Here is a 16,555-nt window from a genome sequence, read left to right as displayed (position 1 = left end):
CGCGCTATGAGCGTGCGCGGGCTACCGCGGCCCAGCCGAACTCCGTCGTCTTGACCCGCACATCGCCGAAACCCGCCGCCGCCAACCGGTCCGGCAGCGTATCGGGGTCGACGGGATTGTAGGTGTCGCCCTCGTGCGCGACGGCCAACTCGTCGCTGCCGAGGCTGTCGCTGGCCACCAGCGCCGCCCCCGGCCGCAGGACCCGTGCGACCTCGGCGAACAGCCGGTCCTGAAGTTCGGCGGTGGGGACGTGGTGCAGCATCGTGAAACATGCTGCGCCGGTGAAGCGGTCGTCGTCGTAGGACAGCGCCGTCGCGTCGCCGCGCACGATCTCGACGTTCGGGACGTCGGCGAAGCGAGCGGTCAGCATCGCCGCGAGTTCGTCGTCGATCTCGACTGACGTCAGCCGGCCCACCGATTCGCTCAACACGTCGGTGGTCGCGCCGTAGCCGGGGCCGACCTCGATGACGTCGTCGCCGAGGTCGATCTCACCCAACGCCCACGGCAGGATCACCTCGCGGATCAGCTGCCGCCATTCCTCGCTTCCGCAGTACTCATGCGCTTCGTTCACGCTCGCAGCGTACGAGGGTGCGCAAACTGCTGTAAATCAGCGGCGTGTCGTGTGCAGACACGCACGTTCGCGCAACAAAGGGAAGGTCAGCGCAGCTGGGAGCGGCCTCGCTGCAGGACGGCGTCGCGGTTGGCGGCGATGTCGTCGCCGCTGGTGGTGCGCATCCACTCGCGCGCCGACGCCGCCTCGATCCACAGTCCCTCGTTGGTCTGCGCCTCGTCGATGCGGTGATAGGACGCCAGCAGCGCACGCACGGCCCGTTGGTTGTTGCCGACGATCGACGCCGCGACCTGCCGCGCGCTCGACATCAGCTCGGCGTGCGGCACCACCTGGGTGACCAGCCCGGTCCGCAGCGCATCCTCGGCCGACAGATAGTCGCCGGTCAAACTCATCCGGCGGGCCATGCCAATGCCGACCTTCTGCGGCAAGCGCACCGACAGCCCCCACGTCGGCAACAGCCCGACCCGGGCGTGCGTATCGGCGAACCGCGCCTGGTCGGAGGCGATCAGCACATCGCAGTACAGGGCGATCTCAAGGCCCCCGGTGACCGCCGCGCCGTTGATCGCGCCGATCACCGGCTTGGTCATCGGCGGCCACTTCGGCGAGATGTCGGGCAGCTCGCTGGTGTCGCCCAGCTCCTTGAGGTCCAGACCCGCGCAGAACACCGGATCGGCGCCGGTGACGATCACGACGTCGACGTCGTCGTCGGCCTGAGCCTCTCCGAGGGCGCGGTAGAACCGCCTGCGCAGCTCGGACGACAGCGCGTTGCGCGACTGCGGTCGGTTGAGGGTCAGGGTGCGCACCCGGTCGCGGGTGTCGATGAGCAGGATGTCGTCAGTCACCCGACGAACCTATCGTGGAGCCATGTGCCGAAACATCACCGAGCTACGCGGGCTCGAACCGGCGGCCACCGACGAGGAGATCGAGGCCGCCGCGCGTCAGTACATTCGCAAGGTCAGCGGCATCACCCGGCCGACCGCGGCCAACGTCGACGCCTTCGAGGCCGCCGTTGCGGAGGTCACCGCCACCACCCACCGGCTGCTGACGGCCCTGCCGGCGCGGCGTCAGCCGCCGAAGTCGGTGCCGCCGTTGCGCCGGCCCGAGGTGCGGGCCCGCATGGACGCCAAAGCGGCGGCCGCGACATAGCCCGATGACGACGACGCTGACGCAGCCCGCGCTCAAGGAGTGGAGCGCCGCGGTGCACGCCTTGTTGGACGGCAGGCAGACGGTGCTGCTGCGCAAGGGCGGAATCCACGAGAAGCGGTTCGCGGTCACGGCGTCGCGATTCTTGCTGTTTCCGACCGTCGCGCACAGCCACGCCGAACGTGTGCGCCCCGAGCACCGCGATCTGCTCGACACAGCGGCCGCCGACAGCACCGACGACGCAGTCGTGATCCGAGCCGGCGCTCGTGTTGTGGCCGCGGTCGAGGTGATCCGTCCAGAGCGCCTCGAACAGGTTGCGTCCCTGCATATTTGGACCGACGCATCGGTTCGCGCCGACCGGCTCGATTTCCGGCCCAAACATCGGCTCACCGCGCTCGTCGTCCAGGCCAGCCCGCTGGTGCGGCCGCTGCAGCTCGACCGCAGACCCGAGTACGCGGGTTGTACCAGCTGGGTGCAACTGCCGGTCGATCCCGAATGGGCGGCGCCGGTGCACGACGAGGCCGCGCTGCGCGAGATCGCCGAGCGACTGCGCCGTTCGGTGGGGTGACCCGCGCGTCAGCCTGTCGGCGGCTGGGGTCCGGCGGGCAGCACCAGCCGCGACGCGCCATCGCCGAGATGCACCGTATGGGTGGCCGGCGCGAGGGTCTTACCCGTACCGAGCGGCTCGCCGGTACCGAGGTTGCGGGCGAACCGGGGATGCGACCCGCCCGCCACGATCACCCGGATGCGCGAACCCGCACGGAAGCGATGCGCAATCGGATCGAGTTCGATGCGGACCTGACCGGAATCGGGTGCGGCGCTGACGTAGCCGTCGCTCACATTGCGTGAGCGCCCCTTGGCGTCCACTTCGCTCACGCGCACGAACAGGTCGTTGTACGGGTTGTCGCACGAGTGCGACAGCTCGACGACCGGCACCCCCACCACGTACAGATCGGCGGGCAGGCGGTCGCCGGTGAAGCTCAACACGTCGGCACGCTGAGCCAATTTGGTGTCCTTGCGATATCCGCCTTCCGGCGACAGCAGCCGGCCGCCCACGGTCGGCGTCGGATTGGCCGGGTTGTAGGAGAACGTCGACGGAGTGGCGGTCTCCGGCGGGACGGCATCGCCCAGCCGGCCACCCGGTTGCAGGTAACGCACTACCTCGGGCATGGCCGGTGGCCAGTCGGGCAGATCGATCCAGCCGCTGCCGTTGACGAATATCCGCACCGGTTGGCGTCGCTTGCTCTCGGCGCCGGTGAGGTGAGCGCCCAGCCAGTCGAGCGTTTCGCGGATGGCCGTCGGCGCGGCCTTGGTCATCAGCTGGGTGTGGATCCACGGGCCGACAGTCAGTCCGACCTCGACGCCGCGCTCGCGCAGCCGTAGATACTGGGCCATCGTCTGCTCCAGGAACAGATCCTGCCAGCCGCTGATCAGCAGCACCGGCACGTCGGAGGTGTCCAAGGCCCGCCGCAAGTTCAGCGCGGTCCAGAAGGGATCGTCGGCATCGGGGTGATCGAGCCAGGACTCCCACCACGGCGCGCCCGAGCCCAGCAGTGTGCGGCCCGCCTCCCCGGCGGGCAGCCGGTTCATCGCGCGGGCGAGTCGGCGCCGTGACCGCAGTTGGCGAATTAGTGCCCGCGCCCGGTTCGGATCCTCCTGATAGGCCACCAGATGGCTCCAGCCGAGGAAGTCGCTCAGCGCGAACGAACCGGGACCCCACCGCGGCCCGCTGACGTCGTGCGGACCGACGGTGATCACCGCGGCCTTCATCTCCGGTGGCGGGTCGGAGAGCAGCGCCCACTGGGTGAAGCCGAGATACGAGAGCCCGATCGTGGCGAACGAGCCGGTGAACCACTCCTGGTTGCGCAGCCACTCGACGGTATCCGCGCCGTCGGCGATCTCGTTGACCATCGGATCGAAATCGCCGCCAGAGCCGTAGGTGCCACGCACGCTCTGCAGCACGACGTGATAGCCGCGCGCGGCGTACACGCGTGCGTAAAGGGCTGCGAAGGGAAAGCCGCGACCGTAGGGGCAGCGCACCAGCAGCGTGCCCGCTGGATCCGCTGTGCTGGGCGCATAGTGGTCGGCGCGCAACTCGACACCGTCGCGCATCGGCACGCTGACCTTGTGCGTTGTGAAGTCGGTGGTGTGCGGCGGCAGCCGCAGCAGGCGTGACACGGTGCGTCCGGCGAGCTGCTTGACCTTCGAACGGGATGCGTGCGGGGCGGCGACGGTGGAAGCGGTCACGTCACGAGGCTACGCAGAACCGATGCCGTCGCCGTCGATCGCCCGTGTCACCTGGGCCATCAACCAGTCGATCGCATCGGTCGCCGCGTCGCCGTCGAGGCCCCACACCGCGACCAGGCGCTCGTAGGTGGCCGGGCTGCACAGCACGTCGAGCAGACCCGCGATCGCGCGCCGCTGCTCATCGGGCAGTTGCGGTGCGGCCTCGATGATTGCTCGTTGCAGCGCGTCGCGGCGGCGCACGTCGGAGCTGACGAACGCGGGGTCCGCCGGCGACGGCGCGCTGCGCTCGACCGAGAAGCGTTGCAGCGACGCGAAAACCCGCGCCGTCACCTCGCTCAGGTTCGCCAACGTGACGTCGTCATAGGACACGCCGGCCTCGTCCTCGAGGCGCTGCATCACCGCATCGTGCAGATGGCGTTCGGTCGGGAAATGCCGGTACACGGTCCGCTCGCCGACCCCGGCCCGCGCGGCGACGGCCCTGAACGTCAGCTCGCGCCAGTCCCAACTCTTGAACTCGTGCACCAGTTCACTGCCCGCGACGACGATGCGCTCACGAGTGTCGGCGGCCTTGCGCCTGCGGACGCTGTTGTCGTACGCACGCGTTGACGAGCCGGCCATGATGATGACAGTGTACTGTCACCAATTCACAATCCTGCCGAACGTTGAACACCGCGCGAAGAGTTACCGAGTATCGAGCGGTGATGAACGTTGGCGGGTCGGCGGGAGGTGCAGCGTGGCATCTGTCGAGGAGCTGATGGCCGCGGCCGTCGAGCGCACCGGGCTCGACGACTTCGGTGAGGACTCGTTCCGGGAGGGCCTGGAGATCCTCGTCCGTGCCCTGCGCGATGAAGCTCGGCTCAACGCGCGCGGCGAGCACTTCGTCTACGACCGCATCAGGCTGCACCTGTCTCAGCGGCTCTTGGTGGAGGACTGGTACCGGCGCCATCCCGGCATCGACGACGAGCAGATCCGCTCGCCGCTGTTCGGGCTGGGCCTGCCGCGGACGGGGTCGACCGCGCTGTCGTTTCTGCTCGCCCAGGATCCCGATGTCCGTTACCTGCGCAGCTGGGAGTCCGCGCAGCCGTGCCCTCCACCGTCGACCGTGCGCGGCGAGGACCCCCGCATTCCGCCGGATCAGCGGCACGTGCTCGTCGGCACTCGCCACCACGTGCCCACTGACGTCCGCGGCCCGATGGAATGCCTGGACCTGATGGCGCTCGACTTCAAATCCCAGATCTTCCAGGCCTACGCGCAGATTCCCAGCTACTCTCAATGGCTCTGTGAGGCAGCTGATTTCACCTCGACCTACCGCTACGAACGACGGGTGCTCAAGTTGCTGCAGTGGGGGGAGCCGACCCGCCCGTGGCGGCTCAAGTCACCGGCACACGTGCTTTCGCTGGACTATCTCGCCCGTGTGTTCCCTGACGCCCGCTTCGTCATGACACACCGCGATCCGGCCGACGTGCTGTTCTCGGTCGTCGACGTCTACGCCGACATCGTCGGCGGTTTCACCGACCACCTCGACCGGCGTTATCTCGGCGAGCTCAACGTCACCCAGTGGTCGACGGGCATCGCGCGGGTGATGGCGTTCCGCGAGAAGGCCGCGGATCGGTTCTACGACATCGACTTTCGTGCCATTCAGGCCGATCCGATCGGTGAGGTCAAGCGGCTGTACAGCTGGCTCGGCGAGGGTGTGACCGACCGGTTCGAGGCGCAGATGCGGAGGTGGTGGGCCGAGAACGCCGAAAAGCGTGAGCCGCACCCCAAGGCTGACCCACAGTCGTTCGGCCTGGACGACAACGCGATTCGACCGTTGTTCGCCGCGTACGTAGATGCCTACGCCGGTGGCTCTCGGCGTCCGGAGCGGCAGAAGGAAAGTGCGCCATGACCCCCGACGTGACGGGCGGCATCGACCCGGCCCGCGAGTACATGTTCGACGAGCGGCCGCAGGACCCCGAGATGCGGGATTCGGTCAGCTTCTGGGTGTTCGACGAAAGCGGTGAGTTCGGCCTGCCCAGAATCGGCGTCGAGGCGGTCGCGTCCAACTGGGCATCCCACGGACTACAGGTCAACCTGGCGTTCGCCGACGGACGCGTCTACCGGTTACGCGACGACGGCCAGAGCAAGCCGGTGCGGGGCCGCGACGGCAAACCCACGGTGCTCGGGGCGGGGCCGCTGACGTTCGAGTGCGTGGCGCCGTTCGACACGTGGACGGTGGCGTTCGACGGCCGCGCGGTCGAGACGTCCTCGGAGGCGCTGGCCGCCGGTGACAAGAGCGGCCCGCTGGTCGACGTGCGGTTCGAGGTCGAGGCGACGATGGCGGTGCCGCCCTGGAGCCAGGGCGCGATGCAAGCGGACGCCGCCGATCAGCTGAAGACCACGGTGGTCGGCGAATTGATGGGTGGCGCCCGTTACGAACAGTTGTTCCGCGCCGACGGTGCCGTGGAGGTGGCGGGTCGTCGGCAGCCGCTCACAGGTACCGGGCTGCGCATCCGTCGGCAGGGTGTCCGTCGGCTGGAGGGGTTCTGGGGACACTGCTGGCAGTCGGCGCTGTTCGACAGCGGACGTGCGTTCGGCTACATCGCCTACCCGCCGCGGCCCGACGGGCAGCCGAACTACAACGAGGGGTACCTGTACCTCGGGGACTCGGCAGCGCTGATCCCCGCCCGCGTCGTCGAGGCCCCGTGGCTGCGCCGACTGCAACCGCGTGGGGAGGACGTGTCGATGGTGCTCGAGACGGCTCGCGGAATCCTGCGCATCGAGGGGGAGACCGTGCTGTCCACCCACGACATCACCGATCCGGCCGCGATCCCCGCCGAACAACTGGCAAAGATGGCCAACTGGACGTTTCCTGCCCTGCAGCAGGCCGGTGTGCGCTATCGCTGGGACGGCGAGGAGACGATCGGGATGCTGGAGCGGTCGAGCCCGATGGACCGCATCGAGTCAAGGGCCGATCAGAACACGTAGTGCGGGATCAGCTCGTGCGCGCGTTGCAGGTTGGTCTGCATGCAGTCGGGGTCGGGTTCGGAGTAGATCGGCGAGTAGAACAGCGACTGCTGCAGCACGCCGTAGCTGGTGTCGAAGGCGATCATGCAGGTGATCCACCAGCGGTTGTTCCAGTCAGTCGGCTTCATGACCCAGTACTGCGCCGCACGGTGACCGTCGATGTCGAGCTGGACCGCATCGGTGGGCAGCGTCTGCTCATAGGTGCGCCACACGATCGCCTCGACGGCCAGCTGATAGTTGCCCGCGTCGTAGCGGCACCGCAGCTGGTCCTCCGGCGTCGGCGGGGTGAACGTCAGACCGAGCGCCTGCACCGCCTCGAGCGGAATCTGCTTGCACGGATTGAACGGCGAGGGGTCGGTGGTCTCGATGACGGGCCACTTGATCGACGTCGTGACATTCGTCATCGGTATGTCGCCGGCATCCACCCGAGGGGCGCCCGCCGGATTGGCCTGCCACACCACCATCACCGCAGCGATCAGTGCGCACAGTGCCGAGACCAAGCGCAGCTTGGCGAGCATGTCACCCCTTTGTTCGTCGGTCCGACCCTGCGGGGAGTCTAGCGGTCCGCTCCCAGCGCCCGAAGTGGAAACAAGAACCTGTTCTAGTTGCCGGGCGAGCCGCGCGGATCTGGTTAAGTACCCTGGTCGGTTGTGACACGCGACGGCCGACGACCCACCCTCTGGGCGATCAGCGACCTGCACACGGGTCACACCGGCAACAAACCCGTGACCGAGTCGCTGCACCCGGCCTCGCCCGACGATTGGCTCATCGTCGCCGGCGACGTTGCCGAACGCACCGACGAGATCCGGTGGGCCCTGGACCTGTTGCGTAAACGGTTCGCCAAGGTGATCTGGATTCCGGGCAACCACGAGCTGTGGACCACCAACCGCGATCCGATGCAGATCTTCGGCAAGGCCCGCTACGACTACCTGGTCAACATGTGCGACGAGATGGGCATCATCACGCCCGAGCACCCGTTTCCGGTGTGGACCGAGGAGGGTGGCCCGGCCACGATCGTGCCGATGTTCCTGCTGTACGACTACACCTTCCTGCCGGAGGGCGCCGCCACCAAGGCCGAGGGACTGGCCATCGCGCGGGAGCGCAACGTCGTCGGCACCGACGAGTTCCTGCTGTCCGCCGAGCCGTACGCCACCCGCGATGCGTGGTGCCGCGATCGGGTGGCCTACACCCGCAAGAGGCTCGAGGACCTGGACTGGATGACGCCGACGGTGCTCGTCAACCACTTCCCGATGGTGCGCGAACCGTGCGATGCGATGTTCTATCCGGAGTTCTCGCTGTGGTGCGGCACCACCGCCACCGCCGACTGGCACACCCGCTACAACGCGGTGTGCTCGGTCTACGGACATCTGCACATTCCGCGCACGACGTGGTACGACGGTGTGCGGTTCGAGGAGGTGTCGGTCGGCTATCCACGAGAGTGGCGGCGCCGCAAGCCATATCGCTGGATGCGCCAGATCCTCCCGGACCCCCAGTATCCGCCCGGGTACCTCAACGAGTTCGGCGGTCACTTCCAGATCACTCAGGAGATGCGGGAGAACGCCCAGAAGATGCAGCAGCGCCTCCGCGACAGGCAGGTCTCGCGATGACGGTCGCCGCTTCGCTGTTGTCCGGTGTGCTACCGGCGACGACGACCGGGCTGGCGGCCGCGGAGGTCTATCGCGATCCGCCGGGACTGGCGCCGCTGCCCGAGGAGGAGCCGCTGGTCGCCAAGTCGGTGGCCAAGCGGCGCAACGAATTCGTCACGGTGCGGTACTGCGCGCGGCAGGCACTCGCCGAGATCGGAGTCGGACCGGTGCCGATTCTGAAAGGCGAGAAGGGCGAACCGTGTTGGCCCGACGGCGTCGTCGGCTCGCTGACACACTGTGAGGGTTACCGCGGTGCCGTGGTCGGCCGGCGCGTCGAGGTGCGGTCGGTGGGCATCGACGCCGAACCGCATGGTGTGCTGCCCGACGGTGTACTCGACGCGATCAGCCTGCCCGCGGAAAGAACCGAGCTCGCGCAGCTCCCGGATGGTCTGCACTGGGACCGAATCCTGTTCTGCGCCAAGGAGGCGACCTACAAGGCGTGGTTTCCGGTGACCCGCCGATGGCTGGGCTTTGAGGACGCGCACATCGTCTTCGATGTCGACGACAGCGGCATATCCGGCGGGTTCGTCTCGCGGATTCTGATCGACCCGGCGGCGATGCACGGACCGCCGCTGGAGAGTCTGACCGGCCGGTGGTCGGTCCGCGACGGTCTGGCGCTGACCGCGATCGTGCTATGACCGAGGCGGGTCTGGTCATCGTCGACAAACCCGCGGGCATGACGAGCCATGACGTTGTCGGCCGCTGCCGTCGGTTCTTCAGTACCCGCAAAGTCGGGCATGCCGGGACCCTCGACCCGATGGCGACCGGCGTTCTGGTCGTCGGCATCGAGCGCGCCACCAAGATCCTCGGCCAGCTGACGGCGACGGACAAGGCGTATTCCGCGACCATTCGCCTCGGCCAGACCACCTCCACCGATGATGCCGAAGGCGAACTGCTGCAGGAGAGTTCGGCCGACGCCGTCACCGATGAGCAGATCGAGGCAGCGGTGGCCCAGTTGCGCGGGGATATCGATCAGATCCCGTCGGCGGTGAGCGCGATCAAGGTCGGCGGGCAGCGTGCTTACAAGCTCGCGCGCGAAGGTCAGGCTGTCGAGTTGGCGCCCCGCCGCGTCCGCATCGACCGCTTTGCCGTGCTCGACGTCCGTCGCCATCCCGGCGTGATCGACGTTGACGTCGAGGTGGAGTGCTCCAGCGGCACCTACATCCGCGCACTGGCCCGCGACATCGGCACCACGCTGGGTGTCGGTGGGCACCTCACGGCGTTGCGCCGCACCAGGGTCGGCGGTTTCGGGTTGACGGAGGCGCGCACGCTCGACGAGCTCGCCGAAACCCCCCAGCTGTCCTACAGCCTCGACACCGCATGTCTTCTGACGTTTCCGCGCCGGGACCTGACCGCGGAGGAGGCCGCGGACGTGCGGCACGGCCGACCGCTCACACCGGCGGGCATCGAGGGGATCTATGCCGCGACGGCTCAGGACGGTCAGGTCATCGCGCTGTTGGAAGACCGGTCGGCGCGCACGAAGTCGGTCGTCGTGTTGCGTCCCGCCACTCTGTAGCCCAGCCCCGTAGCCCACCTTCGTAGCCACGCATCCGCGCGCACGCCGACGTCGTCCCAGAGCGGGGTGGTCGGGGAGCGCGTGGCATCCGTGGCTGCCCGAAGGACAGCCTGCGACCCTGACCCGAGGCTCGCGGAAGCCCGCCGAATGGGCGCCAGGGACGAAAATCCAGCGGCCGGCTCTGGCTGCCCACCATTGACCAAGATGCCCGCCTCGCAGCGAATTATTCGCTACCAGCGAATAATTCGCTGATAGGCGGGCACTCACCGAGGTGGTCGGCCGCGCGCCACGGTGTCACAAACCAGCTAGCTCGCGACCACCCAGATCGCTTCTGCAGCAGGGCTTCCCAGGTCGACGGTGGTGTCGTCGCCGTCTGCCGACTCGATGGCCACCGAGATCATGCCGGCGAAGTCGCGCCGGGCCACCACGCGAAGTCGTGAGTCCAGGCTGATGCCCACACTGTCGAAATACCGCAGCATTTCCGGATCGGCGTCCGAGATGCGCGCGATCGTGCCGCGGTCGCCGTCGTGGCAGGCCGACAACTGGCGCGCATCCGGGGTGGGCACGCGTCCGTCCGCGGCCGGGATCGGGTCGCCGTGCGGGTCGCGGGTCGGGTGCCCGAGCTTGGCGTCGATGCGGTCGAGCATGCGGTCCGAGACCGCGTGCTCGAGCACCTCGGCCTCATCGTGTACCTCGTCCCAGCTGTAGCCCAGCTCGCGGACGAGGAATGTCTCCATCAGCCGGTGCCTGCGCACCATCGCCAGCGCGGCGGCCCGGCCGGCCTCGGTCAGCGTCACCGCGCCGTACTTCTCATGATCGACCAGACCCTGGTCGGCGAGCTTGCGGATCGACTCCGATGCGGTGCTGGCCGACACACCGAGGCGCTCGGCCAGCAGCTTGGTGCTCACCTTTTCCTGCGACCACTCCTGGACGGTCCAGATGACTTTCAGGTAGTCCTGGGCAACCGTCGTCAGGTCACGCGCATCGCCGGCAGGATTCACACTTAGAGAGTTTAGGCAATACTCACCTCGTCCGGGGGATCCGGCGAGGCGCGGGGCCCCGTACGCGCCGTAGGCTTGCCCTCGTGCAGCGCTGGCGGGGACAAGACGAGATCCCGACGGACTGGGGCCGTTGCGTGGTCACCATCGGGGTCTTCGACGGTGTGCATCGCGGACATCAGGAGCTGATCAACCACGCGGTCAAGGCTGGCCGGTCGCGCGGGGTGCCGACGGTGCTGATGACCTTCGACCCCCATCCGATGGAGGTCGTCTTCCCGGGCAGCCACCCAGCCCAGCTGACCACGCTGACCCGGCGCGCCGAACTGGTCGAGGAACTCGGCGTCGACGTCTTCCTGGTCATGCCGTTCACCGCCGACTTCATGAAGCTGACCCCCGAGCGCTACATCCACGAACTCCTCGTGGAACGCCTGCACGTGGTCGAGGTCGTCGTGGGGGAGAACTTCACGTTCGGGAAGAAGGCGACGGGCAACGTCGCCCTGCTGCGCCAGGCCGGCGAGCGGTTCGGCTTCGCGGTGGAGAGCGTGACCCTGGTCTCCGAGGCGGCCGACACCGACCGGGACCAGGCCGTCACGTTCTCCTCGACCTACATCCGGTCCTGCGTCGACGCGGGCGACGTCGTCGCCGCCGCCGAGGCGTTGGGACGCCCGCACCGCGTCGAGGGTGTCGTGGTGCGCGGCGATGGACGGGGCAAGGTGCTGGGTTTCCCGACCGCCAACGTGGCACCGCCGATGTACTCGGCGATCCCCGCGGACGGCGTCTATGCGGCGTGGTTCACCGTGCTCGGCCATGGACCGGTCGCCGGCAGCGTGATCCCGGGCGAGCGGTACCAGGCCGCGGTCTCGGTGGGGACCAACCCGACGTTCTCCGGGCGCACCCGCACCGTCGAGGCGTTCGTGCTCGACACCACCGCCGACCTGTACGGCCAGCACGTCGCCGTCGACTTCGTGGCCAGGCTGCGTGGCCAGGAGAAGTTCGCCAACGTCGACGACCTGGTGCAGCAGATGGGCCGCGACACCGAATACGCCCGTTCGATCCTCGCCCGCTGACCGCGAGCGCTCCGGTATGACCACAAAACCCCAGGACGGCGGGTCGACAGGTGTACGTAGGGGAGCGCTCGGCGAATTTCGTCGCTCACCTCGCCGCTGCTAGACTGCCTGCCGACCGGGCGTGTGCTGCAGTTCGCGGCGGCCGCGCCTCCCCGGGGCCATTCGCCCCTTCCCGCGGACTGAAAAAGATGGAGTTGTTTCGTGGCGCTCACCGCCGAAGAGAAAAAGTCGATCCTGACCGAGTACGGCCTGCATGACACCGATACCGGTTCGCCCGAGGCGCAGGTCGCCCTGCTGACCAAGCGGATCACCGACCTCACCGAGCACCTGAAGGTGCACAAGCACGATCACCACTCGCGGCGCGGTCTGCTGCTGCTCGTCGGCCGCAGGCGCCGGCTGCTCAAGTATGTGGCCCAGGTGGACGTGCAGCGGTACCGCACGCTGATCGAACGACTCGGCCTGCGTCGCTGACCTCGTACCGGCGCGCGAACGCGCGCCGGGATTCGGCCGGGTACTCCCCGCAGAGTACGATGGCCTCGTTCGACTGCCACTTCGGCGCGAACGACCTGGGTGCGGTTTTCGCAGCTCCGCGAGCATCGCTCCCGCGTGTCATAACCAGGACCTGCTCGATCGCGCGGTCTTCGGTAGTGGCTGCCGGAAGAACTGCCGGCAGCTTCGATCGATGGCCGTAGCCGCATCGAGGCCCGTGGTTCAAGCGCTGTGACGACGCGAAAACAGCTAAACAGTGGAGACACTGAACCAGAGAGGCCATACGGACACCTATGTCTGTAGTTGAAATTGAAGACGGCGTGTACGAAGCGACCGCCGTGATCGACAACGGGAGCTTCGGCACCCGCACCATTCGTTTCGAGACCGGTCGGCTGGCGCAGCAGGCCGCGGGCGCCGTCGTCGCCTATCTCGACGACGAGACGATGTTGCTCTCGGCGACATCGGCCAGCAAGAACCCCAAAGACCATTTCGACTTCTTCCCGTTGACCATCGACGTCGAAGAGCGCATGTACGCCGCGGGTCGTATCCCCGGTTCGTTCTTCCGCCGCGAAGGCCGCCCGTCGACCGACGCGATCCTGACCTGCCGGCTGATCGACCGCCCGCTGCGGCCGACGTTCGTCGACGGCCTGCGCAACGAGATCCAGGTCGTGGTCACCGTCTTGAGCCTGGATCCGAAGGATCTGTACGACGTGGTCGCGATCAACGCCGCGTCGGCGTCCACCCAGATCGCCGGCTTGCCGTTCTCCGGACCGGTCGGCGGCGTGCGTGTCGCGCTGATCGACGGCACCTGGGTCGCCTTCCCGACCGTCGAGCAGCTCGAGCGGGCGGTCTTCGACATGGTCGTCGCCGGTCGTGCCATCGAGGGCGGCGACGTGGCGATCATGATGGTCGAGGCCGAGGCCACCGACAACGTCATCGAGCTGATCGGCGGCGGCGCGCAGGCGCCCACCGAGGCCGTCGTGGCCGAGGGCCTGGAGGCCGCCAAACCGTTCATCGCGAGCCTGTGCGCGGCCCAGCAGGAGCTGGCGCAGAGCGCCGCCAAACCGACCGCGGACTACCCGGTGTTCCCGGAGTACGGCGAGGACGTCTACTACGCCGTCGCCTCAGTGGCCACCGACGCGTTGTCGGAGGCGCTGACCATCGCCGGAAAGGCCGAGCGCAACGACCGCACCGACGAGATCAAGGCCGAGGTGCTCGAGCGGCTGGCCGAGCAGTACGCGGGCCGTGAGAAGGAGGTCGGCGCCGCATTCCGGTCACTGACCAAGAAGCTTGTGCGCCAACGCATTCTGACCGATCACTTCCGCATCGACGGCCGCGGCATCACCGACATCCGCGCGCTGAGCGCCGAGGTCGCAGTGGTTCCGCGGGCACACGGCAGCGCGCTGTTCGAGCGCGGCGAGACCCAGATCCTGGGCATCACCACCCTCGACATGATCAAGATGGCCCAGCAGATCGACTCACTGGGGCCCGAGACCAGCAAGCGCTACATGCACCACTACAACTTCCCGCCCTACTCGACCGGTGAGACCGGCCGTGTCGGTTCGCCCAAGCGCCGCGAGATCGGCCACGGCGCACTGGCCGAGCGCGCGCTGATGCCGGTGCTGCCCAGCATCGAGGAGTTTCCCTACGCGATCCGCCAGGTGTCGGAGGCGTTGAGCTCCAACGGTTCCACTTCGATGGGTTCGGTTTGCGCCTCGACGCTGGCGCTGCTCAACGCCGGTGTGCCGCTGAAGGCTCCGGTCGCGGGCATCGCGATGGGCCTGGTGTCCGACGACATCGAAGTGGACGGTAAGACCGAGCGCCGCTTCGTCGCGCTGACCGACATCCTGGGCGCCGAGGACGCGTTCGGCGACATGGACTTCAAGGTCGCCGGAACCAAGGAGTTCGTCACCGCGCTGCAATTGGACACCAAGCTCGACGGCATTCCGTCGAAGGTGCTGGCGGGTGCGCTCTCGCAGGCCAAGGACGCCCGGTTGACGATCCTCGAGGTGATGGCCGAAGCCATCGACGGCCCCGACGAGATGAGCCCGTACGCGCCCCGGATCACCACGATCAAGGTGCCGGTGGACAAGATCGGCGAGGTGATCGGCCCGAAAGGCAAGATCATCAACCAGATCACCGAGGAGACCGGCGCGTCGATCTCCATCGAGGACGACGGCACGGTGTTCGTCGGTGCCACCGACGGACCGTCGGCGCAGGCAGCGATCGACCGCATCAACGCGATCGCCAACCCACAGCTGCCCAAGGTCGGCGAGCGGTTCCTCGGAACCGTCGTCAAGACAACGGATTTCGGCGCCTTCGTGTCGCTGCTTCCGGGTCGCGACGGCCTGGTCCACATCTCGAAGCTGGGACGCGGCAAGCGGATCGCCAAGGTCGAGGACGTCGTCAAGGTCGGCGACAAGCTGCGGGTGGAGATCGCCGACATCGACAACCGCGGGAAGATCTCGCTGATCCTGGTCGATGAGGAAACCCCCAATTCGGAGACCGCACCGGCAGATGCCGCAGCGGCCAGCAGTTAGGGCGTTGCGCCACACCGGACGTGGCGACAGATCATCGGAGGCAGTGCGTCGCTCGGTGTTACCCGGTGGCCTGCGTGTGGTCACCGAGTACCTGCCGTCGGTGCATTCGGCGTCGGTGGGGCTATGGGTCAATGTCGGTTCGCGCGACGAGGGCCCGAGCGTCGCGGGCGCGGCCCACTTCCTCGAGCACTTGCTGTTCAAGTCGACGCCGACCCGGTCGGCGGTGAGCATCGCGCAGGCCGTCGACGCGGTCGGCGGTGAGCTCAACGCCTTCACCGCCCGCGAGCACACCTGCTACTACGCGCATGTGCTCGACTCCGATCTGGAGTTGGCCGTGGACCTCGTCGCCGACGTGGTGTTGCGCGGACAGTGCGCGGCCGAGGACGTCGAGGTCGAACGCGACGTGGTACTCGAGGAGATCGCGATGCGCGACGACGATCCCGAGGACACCCTCGGCGACGTGTTCCTCACCGCGATGTTCGGCTCGCATCCGGTCGGGCGCCCGGTCATCGGCAGCGTGGACTCGATCTCTGCGATGACACGCGCCCAACTGCACTCCTTCCACGTCCGCCGCTACACCCCCGAGCGGATGGTGCTCGCGGTGGCGGGAAACGTCGACCACGACGACGTGGTGTCGCTGGCGCGCGAGTACTTCGGCGCGCGACTGGCGCGGGGCCGCGCACCGGTGCCGCCCCGCAAGGGCGCGGGCAGGGTCGGTGGACACCCGACCCTGGAGCTGGTCAACCGGGACTCCGAGCAGACGCACCTCACGCTTGGAGTGCGCACGCCGGGGCGACACTGGGAACACCGCTGGGCGCTGTCGGTGCTGAACACGGCGCTCGGCGGTGGCCTGAGTTCGCGGCTGTTCCAAGAGATTCGAGAGGCACGCGGGTTGGCGTACTCGGTGTACTCGGCGGTCGACACCTTCTCCGACAGCGGGGCTCTGTCGGTGTACGCGGGTTGCCTGCCGGACCGCTTCGACGAGGTCGCCCGCGTGACCACCGATGTGCTCGAGGCGGTGGCGCGCGACGGGATCACCGAAGACGAGTGCCGCATCGCGAAGGGTTCCCTGCGCGGCGGACTGGTCCTCGGCCTCGAGGATTCGGGATCGCGAATGAACCGCATCGGCCGCAGCGAACTGCATTTCGGTGAACACCGCACGATCGACGAGACGCTGGCGAAGATCGACGCCGTGACGCTCGACGAGGTCAACGCCGTCGCGCGCCGGCTTCTGCGGCGGCCCTACGGCGGCGCCGTGCTGGGCCCGGTTCGGTCGAAACGGTCACTGCCTCAGCCGCTTCGGGCCATCGCCGGCTGATCGCCTACGCTGGG

The 16,555-nt window shown here is 68.0% G+C and carries 17 protein-coding genes; 11 read left to right on the top strand and 6 right to left on the bottom strand.

Features of this window, described 5'->3' with window-relative positions:
• Nucleotides 1–4: 4 nt before the first annotated feature.
• Both AU197_RS10450 and AU197_RS10445 read right to left on the bottom strand, forming a co-directional pair.
• Complete coding sequence (locus tag AU197_RS10450) at nt 5–571, bottom strand: class I SAM-dependent methyltransferase (protein ID WP_064402543.1); 567 nt, start codon at nt 569–571, stop codon at nt 5–7.
• An 86-nt stretch (nt 572–657) separates the two neighbouring features.
• Nucleotides 658–1,413 carry an enoyl-CoA hydratase gene (locus AU197_RS10445; protein WP_064402541.1) on the bottom strand — a complete coding sequence of 252 codons (756 nt, stop codon included), beginning with the start codon at nt 1,411–1,413 and terminating at the stop codon, nt 658–660.
• Nucleotides 1,414–1,435: 22 nt separating this feature from the next.
• Here AU197_RS10445 and AU197_RS10440 point away from each other — a divergent pair, with 22 nt between their 5' ends.
• Both AU197_RS10440 and AU197_RS10435 read left to right on the top strand, forming a co-directional pair.
• Nucleotides 1,436–1,717, top strand: coding sequence for a DUF2277 domain-containing protein (locus AU197_RS10440; protein ID WP_064402539.1), 282 nt, complete (start codon nt 1,436–1,438; stop codon nt 1,715–1,717).
• 4 nt (nt 1,718–1,721) lie between these two features.
• A complete protein-coding gene (locus AU197_RS10435; protein WP_064402536.1) occupies nt 1,722–2,282 on the top strand; it encodes a DUF1802 family protein in 561 nt (186 codons plus the stop codon).
• Nucleotides 2,283–2,290: 8 nt separating this feature from the next.
• Here the strand turns inward: AU197_RS10435 and AU197_RS10430 are convergent, their stop codons facing one another.
• Together AU197_RS10430 and AU197_RS10425 are read right to left on the bottom strand one after the other, a co-directional pair.
• Nucleotides 2,291–3,961: a CocE/NonD family hydrolase gene (locus AU197_RS10430; RefSeq protein ID WP_064402534.1), complete on the bottom strand. Its 1,671-nt coding sequence runs from the start codon at nt 3,959–3,961 to the stop codon at nt 2,291–2,293.
• A gap of 9 nt (nt 3,962–3,970) precedes the next feature.
• Nucleotides 3,971–4,579: a TetR/AcrR family transcriptional regulator gene (locus tag AU197_RS10425; protein WP_064402531.1), complete on the bottom strand. Its 609-nt coding sequence runs from the start codon at nt 4,577–4,579 to the stop codon at nt 3,971–3,973.
• Between the two features lie 115 nt (nt 4,580–4,694).
• Between AU197_RS10425 and AU197_RS10420 the strand changes: the two genes are divergently transcribed.
• Both AU197_RS10420 and AU197_RS10415 read left to right on the top strand, forming a co-directional pair.
• Complete coding sequence (locus AU197_RS10420) at nt 4,695–5,849, top strand: sulfotransferase family protein (protein WP_064402530.1); 1,155 nt, start codon at nt 4,695–4,697, stop codon at nt 5,847–5,849.
• On the top strand, nt 5,846–6,928 hold the full coding sequence (locus AU197_RS10415; protein ID WP_064402528.1) for a DUF7064 domain-containing protein: 1,083 nt from the start codon (nt 5,846–5,848) through the stop codon (nt 6,926–6,928). The genes AU197_RS10420 and AU197_RS10415 overlap by 4 nt, the downstream gene beginning before the upstream one ends.
• Here the strand turns inward: AU197_RS10415 and AU197_RS10410 are convergent.
• Entirely contained in the window at nt 6,916–7,485 is a 570-nt protein-coding gene (locus AU197_RS10410; protein WP_064402527.1) for a DUF3558 domain-containing protein, read from the bottom strand. The two genes, AU197_RS10415 and AU197_RS10410, sit on opposite strands and share 13 nt — an antisense overlap.
• A gap of 132 nt (nt 7,486–7,617) precedes the next feature.
• Here AU197_RS10410 and pptH point away from each other — a divergent pair, with 132 nt between their 5' ends.
• The 3 genes from pptH to truB are packed head-to-tail and all read left to right on the top strand — an operon-like array spanning nt 7,618 to nt 10,129.
• Nucleotides 7,618–8,574, top strand: a complete 957-nt coding sequence (gene pptH, locus AU197_RS10405; protein ID WP_064402525.1) for an ACP phosphodiesterase PptH — start codon at nt 7,618–7,620, stop codon at nt 8,572–8,574.
• Nucleotides 8,571–9,251 (top strand): 4'-phosphopantetheinyl transferase PptT, encoded by a 681-nt coding sequence (gene pptT, locus AU197_RS10400; RefSeq protein ID WP_064402524.1) that lies wholly within the window; start codon nt 8,571–8,573, stop codon nt 9,249–9,251. Before pptH ends, pptT begins: the two co-directional genes overlap by 4 nt.
• Entirely contained in the window at nt 9,248–10,129 is an 882-nt protein-coding gene (gene truB, locus AU197_RS10395) for a tRNA pseudouridine(55) synthase TruB (RefSeq protein WP_064402522.1), read from the top strand. The genes pptT and truB overlap by 4 nt, the downstream gene beginning before the upstream one ends.
• Before the next feature lie 305 nt (nt 10,130–10,434).
• Here the strand turns inward: truB and mntR are convergent, their stop codons facing one another.
• Entirely contained in the window at nt 10,435–11,130 is a 696-nt protein-coding gene (gene mntR, locus AU197_RS10390) for a manganese-binding transcriptional regulator MntR (RefSeq protein WP_064349740.1), read from the bottom strand.
• A gap of 83 nt (nt 11,131–11,213) precedes the next feature.
• On the opposite strand from mntR, the gene AU197_RS10385 reads away from it, so the two are divergent.
• The 4 genes from AU197_RS10385 (at nt 11,214) to AU197_RS10370 (ending at nt 16,541) form a co-directional block, all read left to right on the top strand.
• Nucleotides 11,214–12,194 carry a bifunctional riboflavin kinase/FAD synthetase gene (locus AU197_RS10385; protein WP_082696598.1) on the top strand — a complete coding sequence of 327 codons (981 nt, stop codon included), beginning with the start codon at nt 11,214–11,216 and terminating at the stop codon, nt 12,192–12,194.
• Nucleotides 12,195–12,395: 201 nt separating this feature from the next.
• The gene (rpsO, locus tag AU197_RS10380; protein WP_064402518.1) at nt 12,396–12,665 is read left to right on the top strand and encodes a 30S ribosomal protein S15; all 270 of its coding nucleotides are present in this window, start codon (nt 12,396–12,398) and stop codon (nt 12,663–12,665) included.
• Nucleotides 12,666–12,976: 311 nt separating this feature from the next.
• On the top strand, nt 12,977–15,223 hold the full coding sequence (locus AU197_RS10375) for a polyribonucleotide nucleotidyltransferase (protein WP_064402516.1): 2,247 nt from the start codon (nt 12,977–12,979) through the stop codon (nt 15,221–15,223).
• Complete coding sequence (locus AU197_RS10370; protein WP_082696597.1) at nt 15,201–16,541, top strand: M16 family metallopeptidase; 1,341 nt, start codon at nt 15,201–15,203, stop codon at nt 16,539–16,541. The genes AU197_RS10375 and AU197_RS10370 overlap by 23 nt, the downstream gene beginning before the upstream one ends.
• The last annotated feature ends 14 nt before the right edge of the window (nt 16,542–16,555 follow it).

It is taken from the genome of Mycobacterium sp. IS-1590 (genome assembly GCF_001500025.1).
GTDB lineage: Bacteria > Actinomycetota > Actinomycetes > Mycobacteriales > Mycobacteriaceae > Mycobacterium.
The sequence above is the reverse complement of the archived record's forward strand: the minus strand, read 5'-3'. Positions and strand labels throughout refer to the sequence as shown.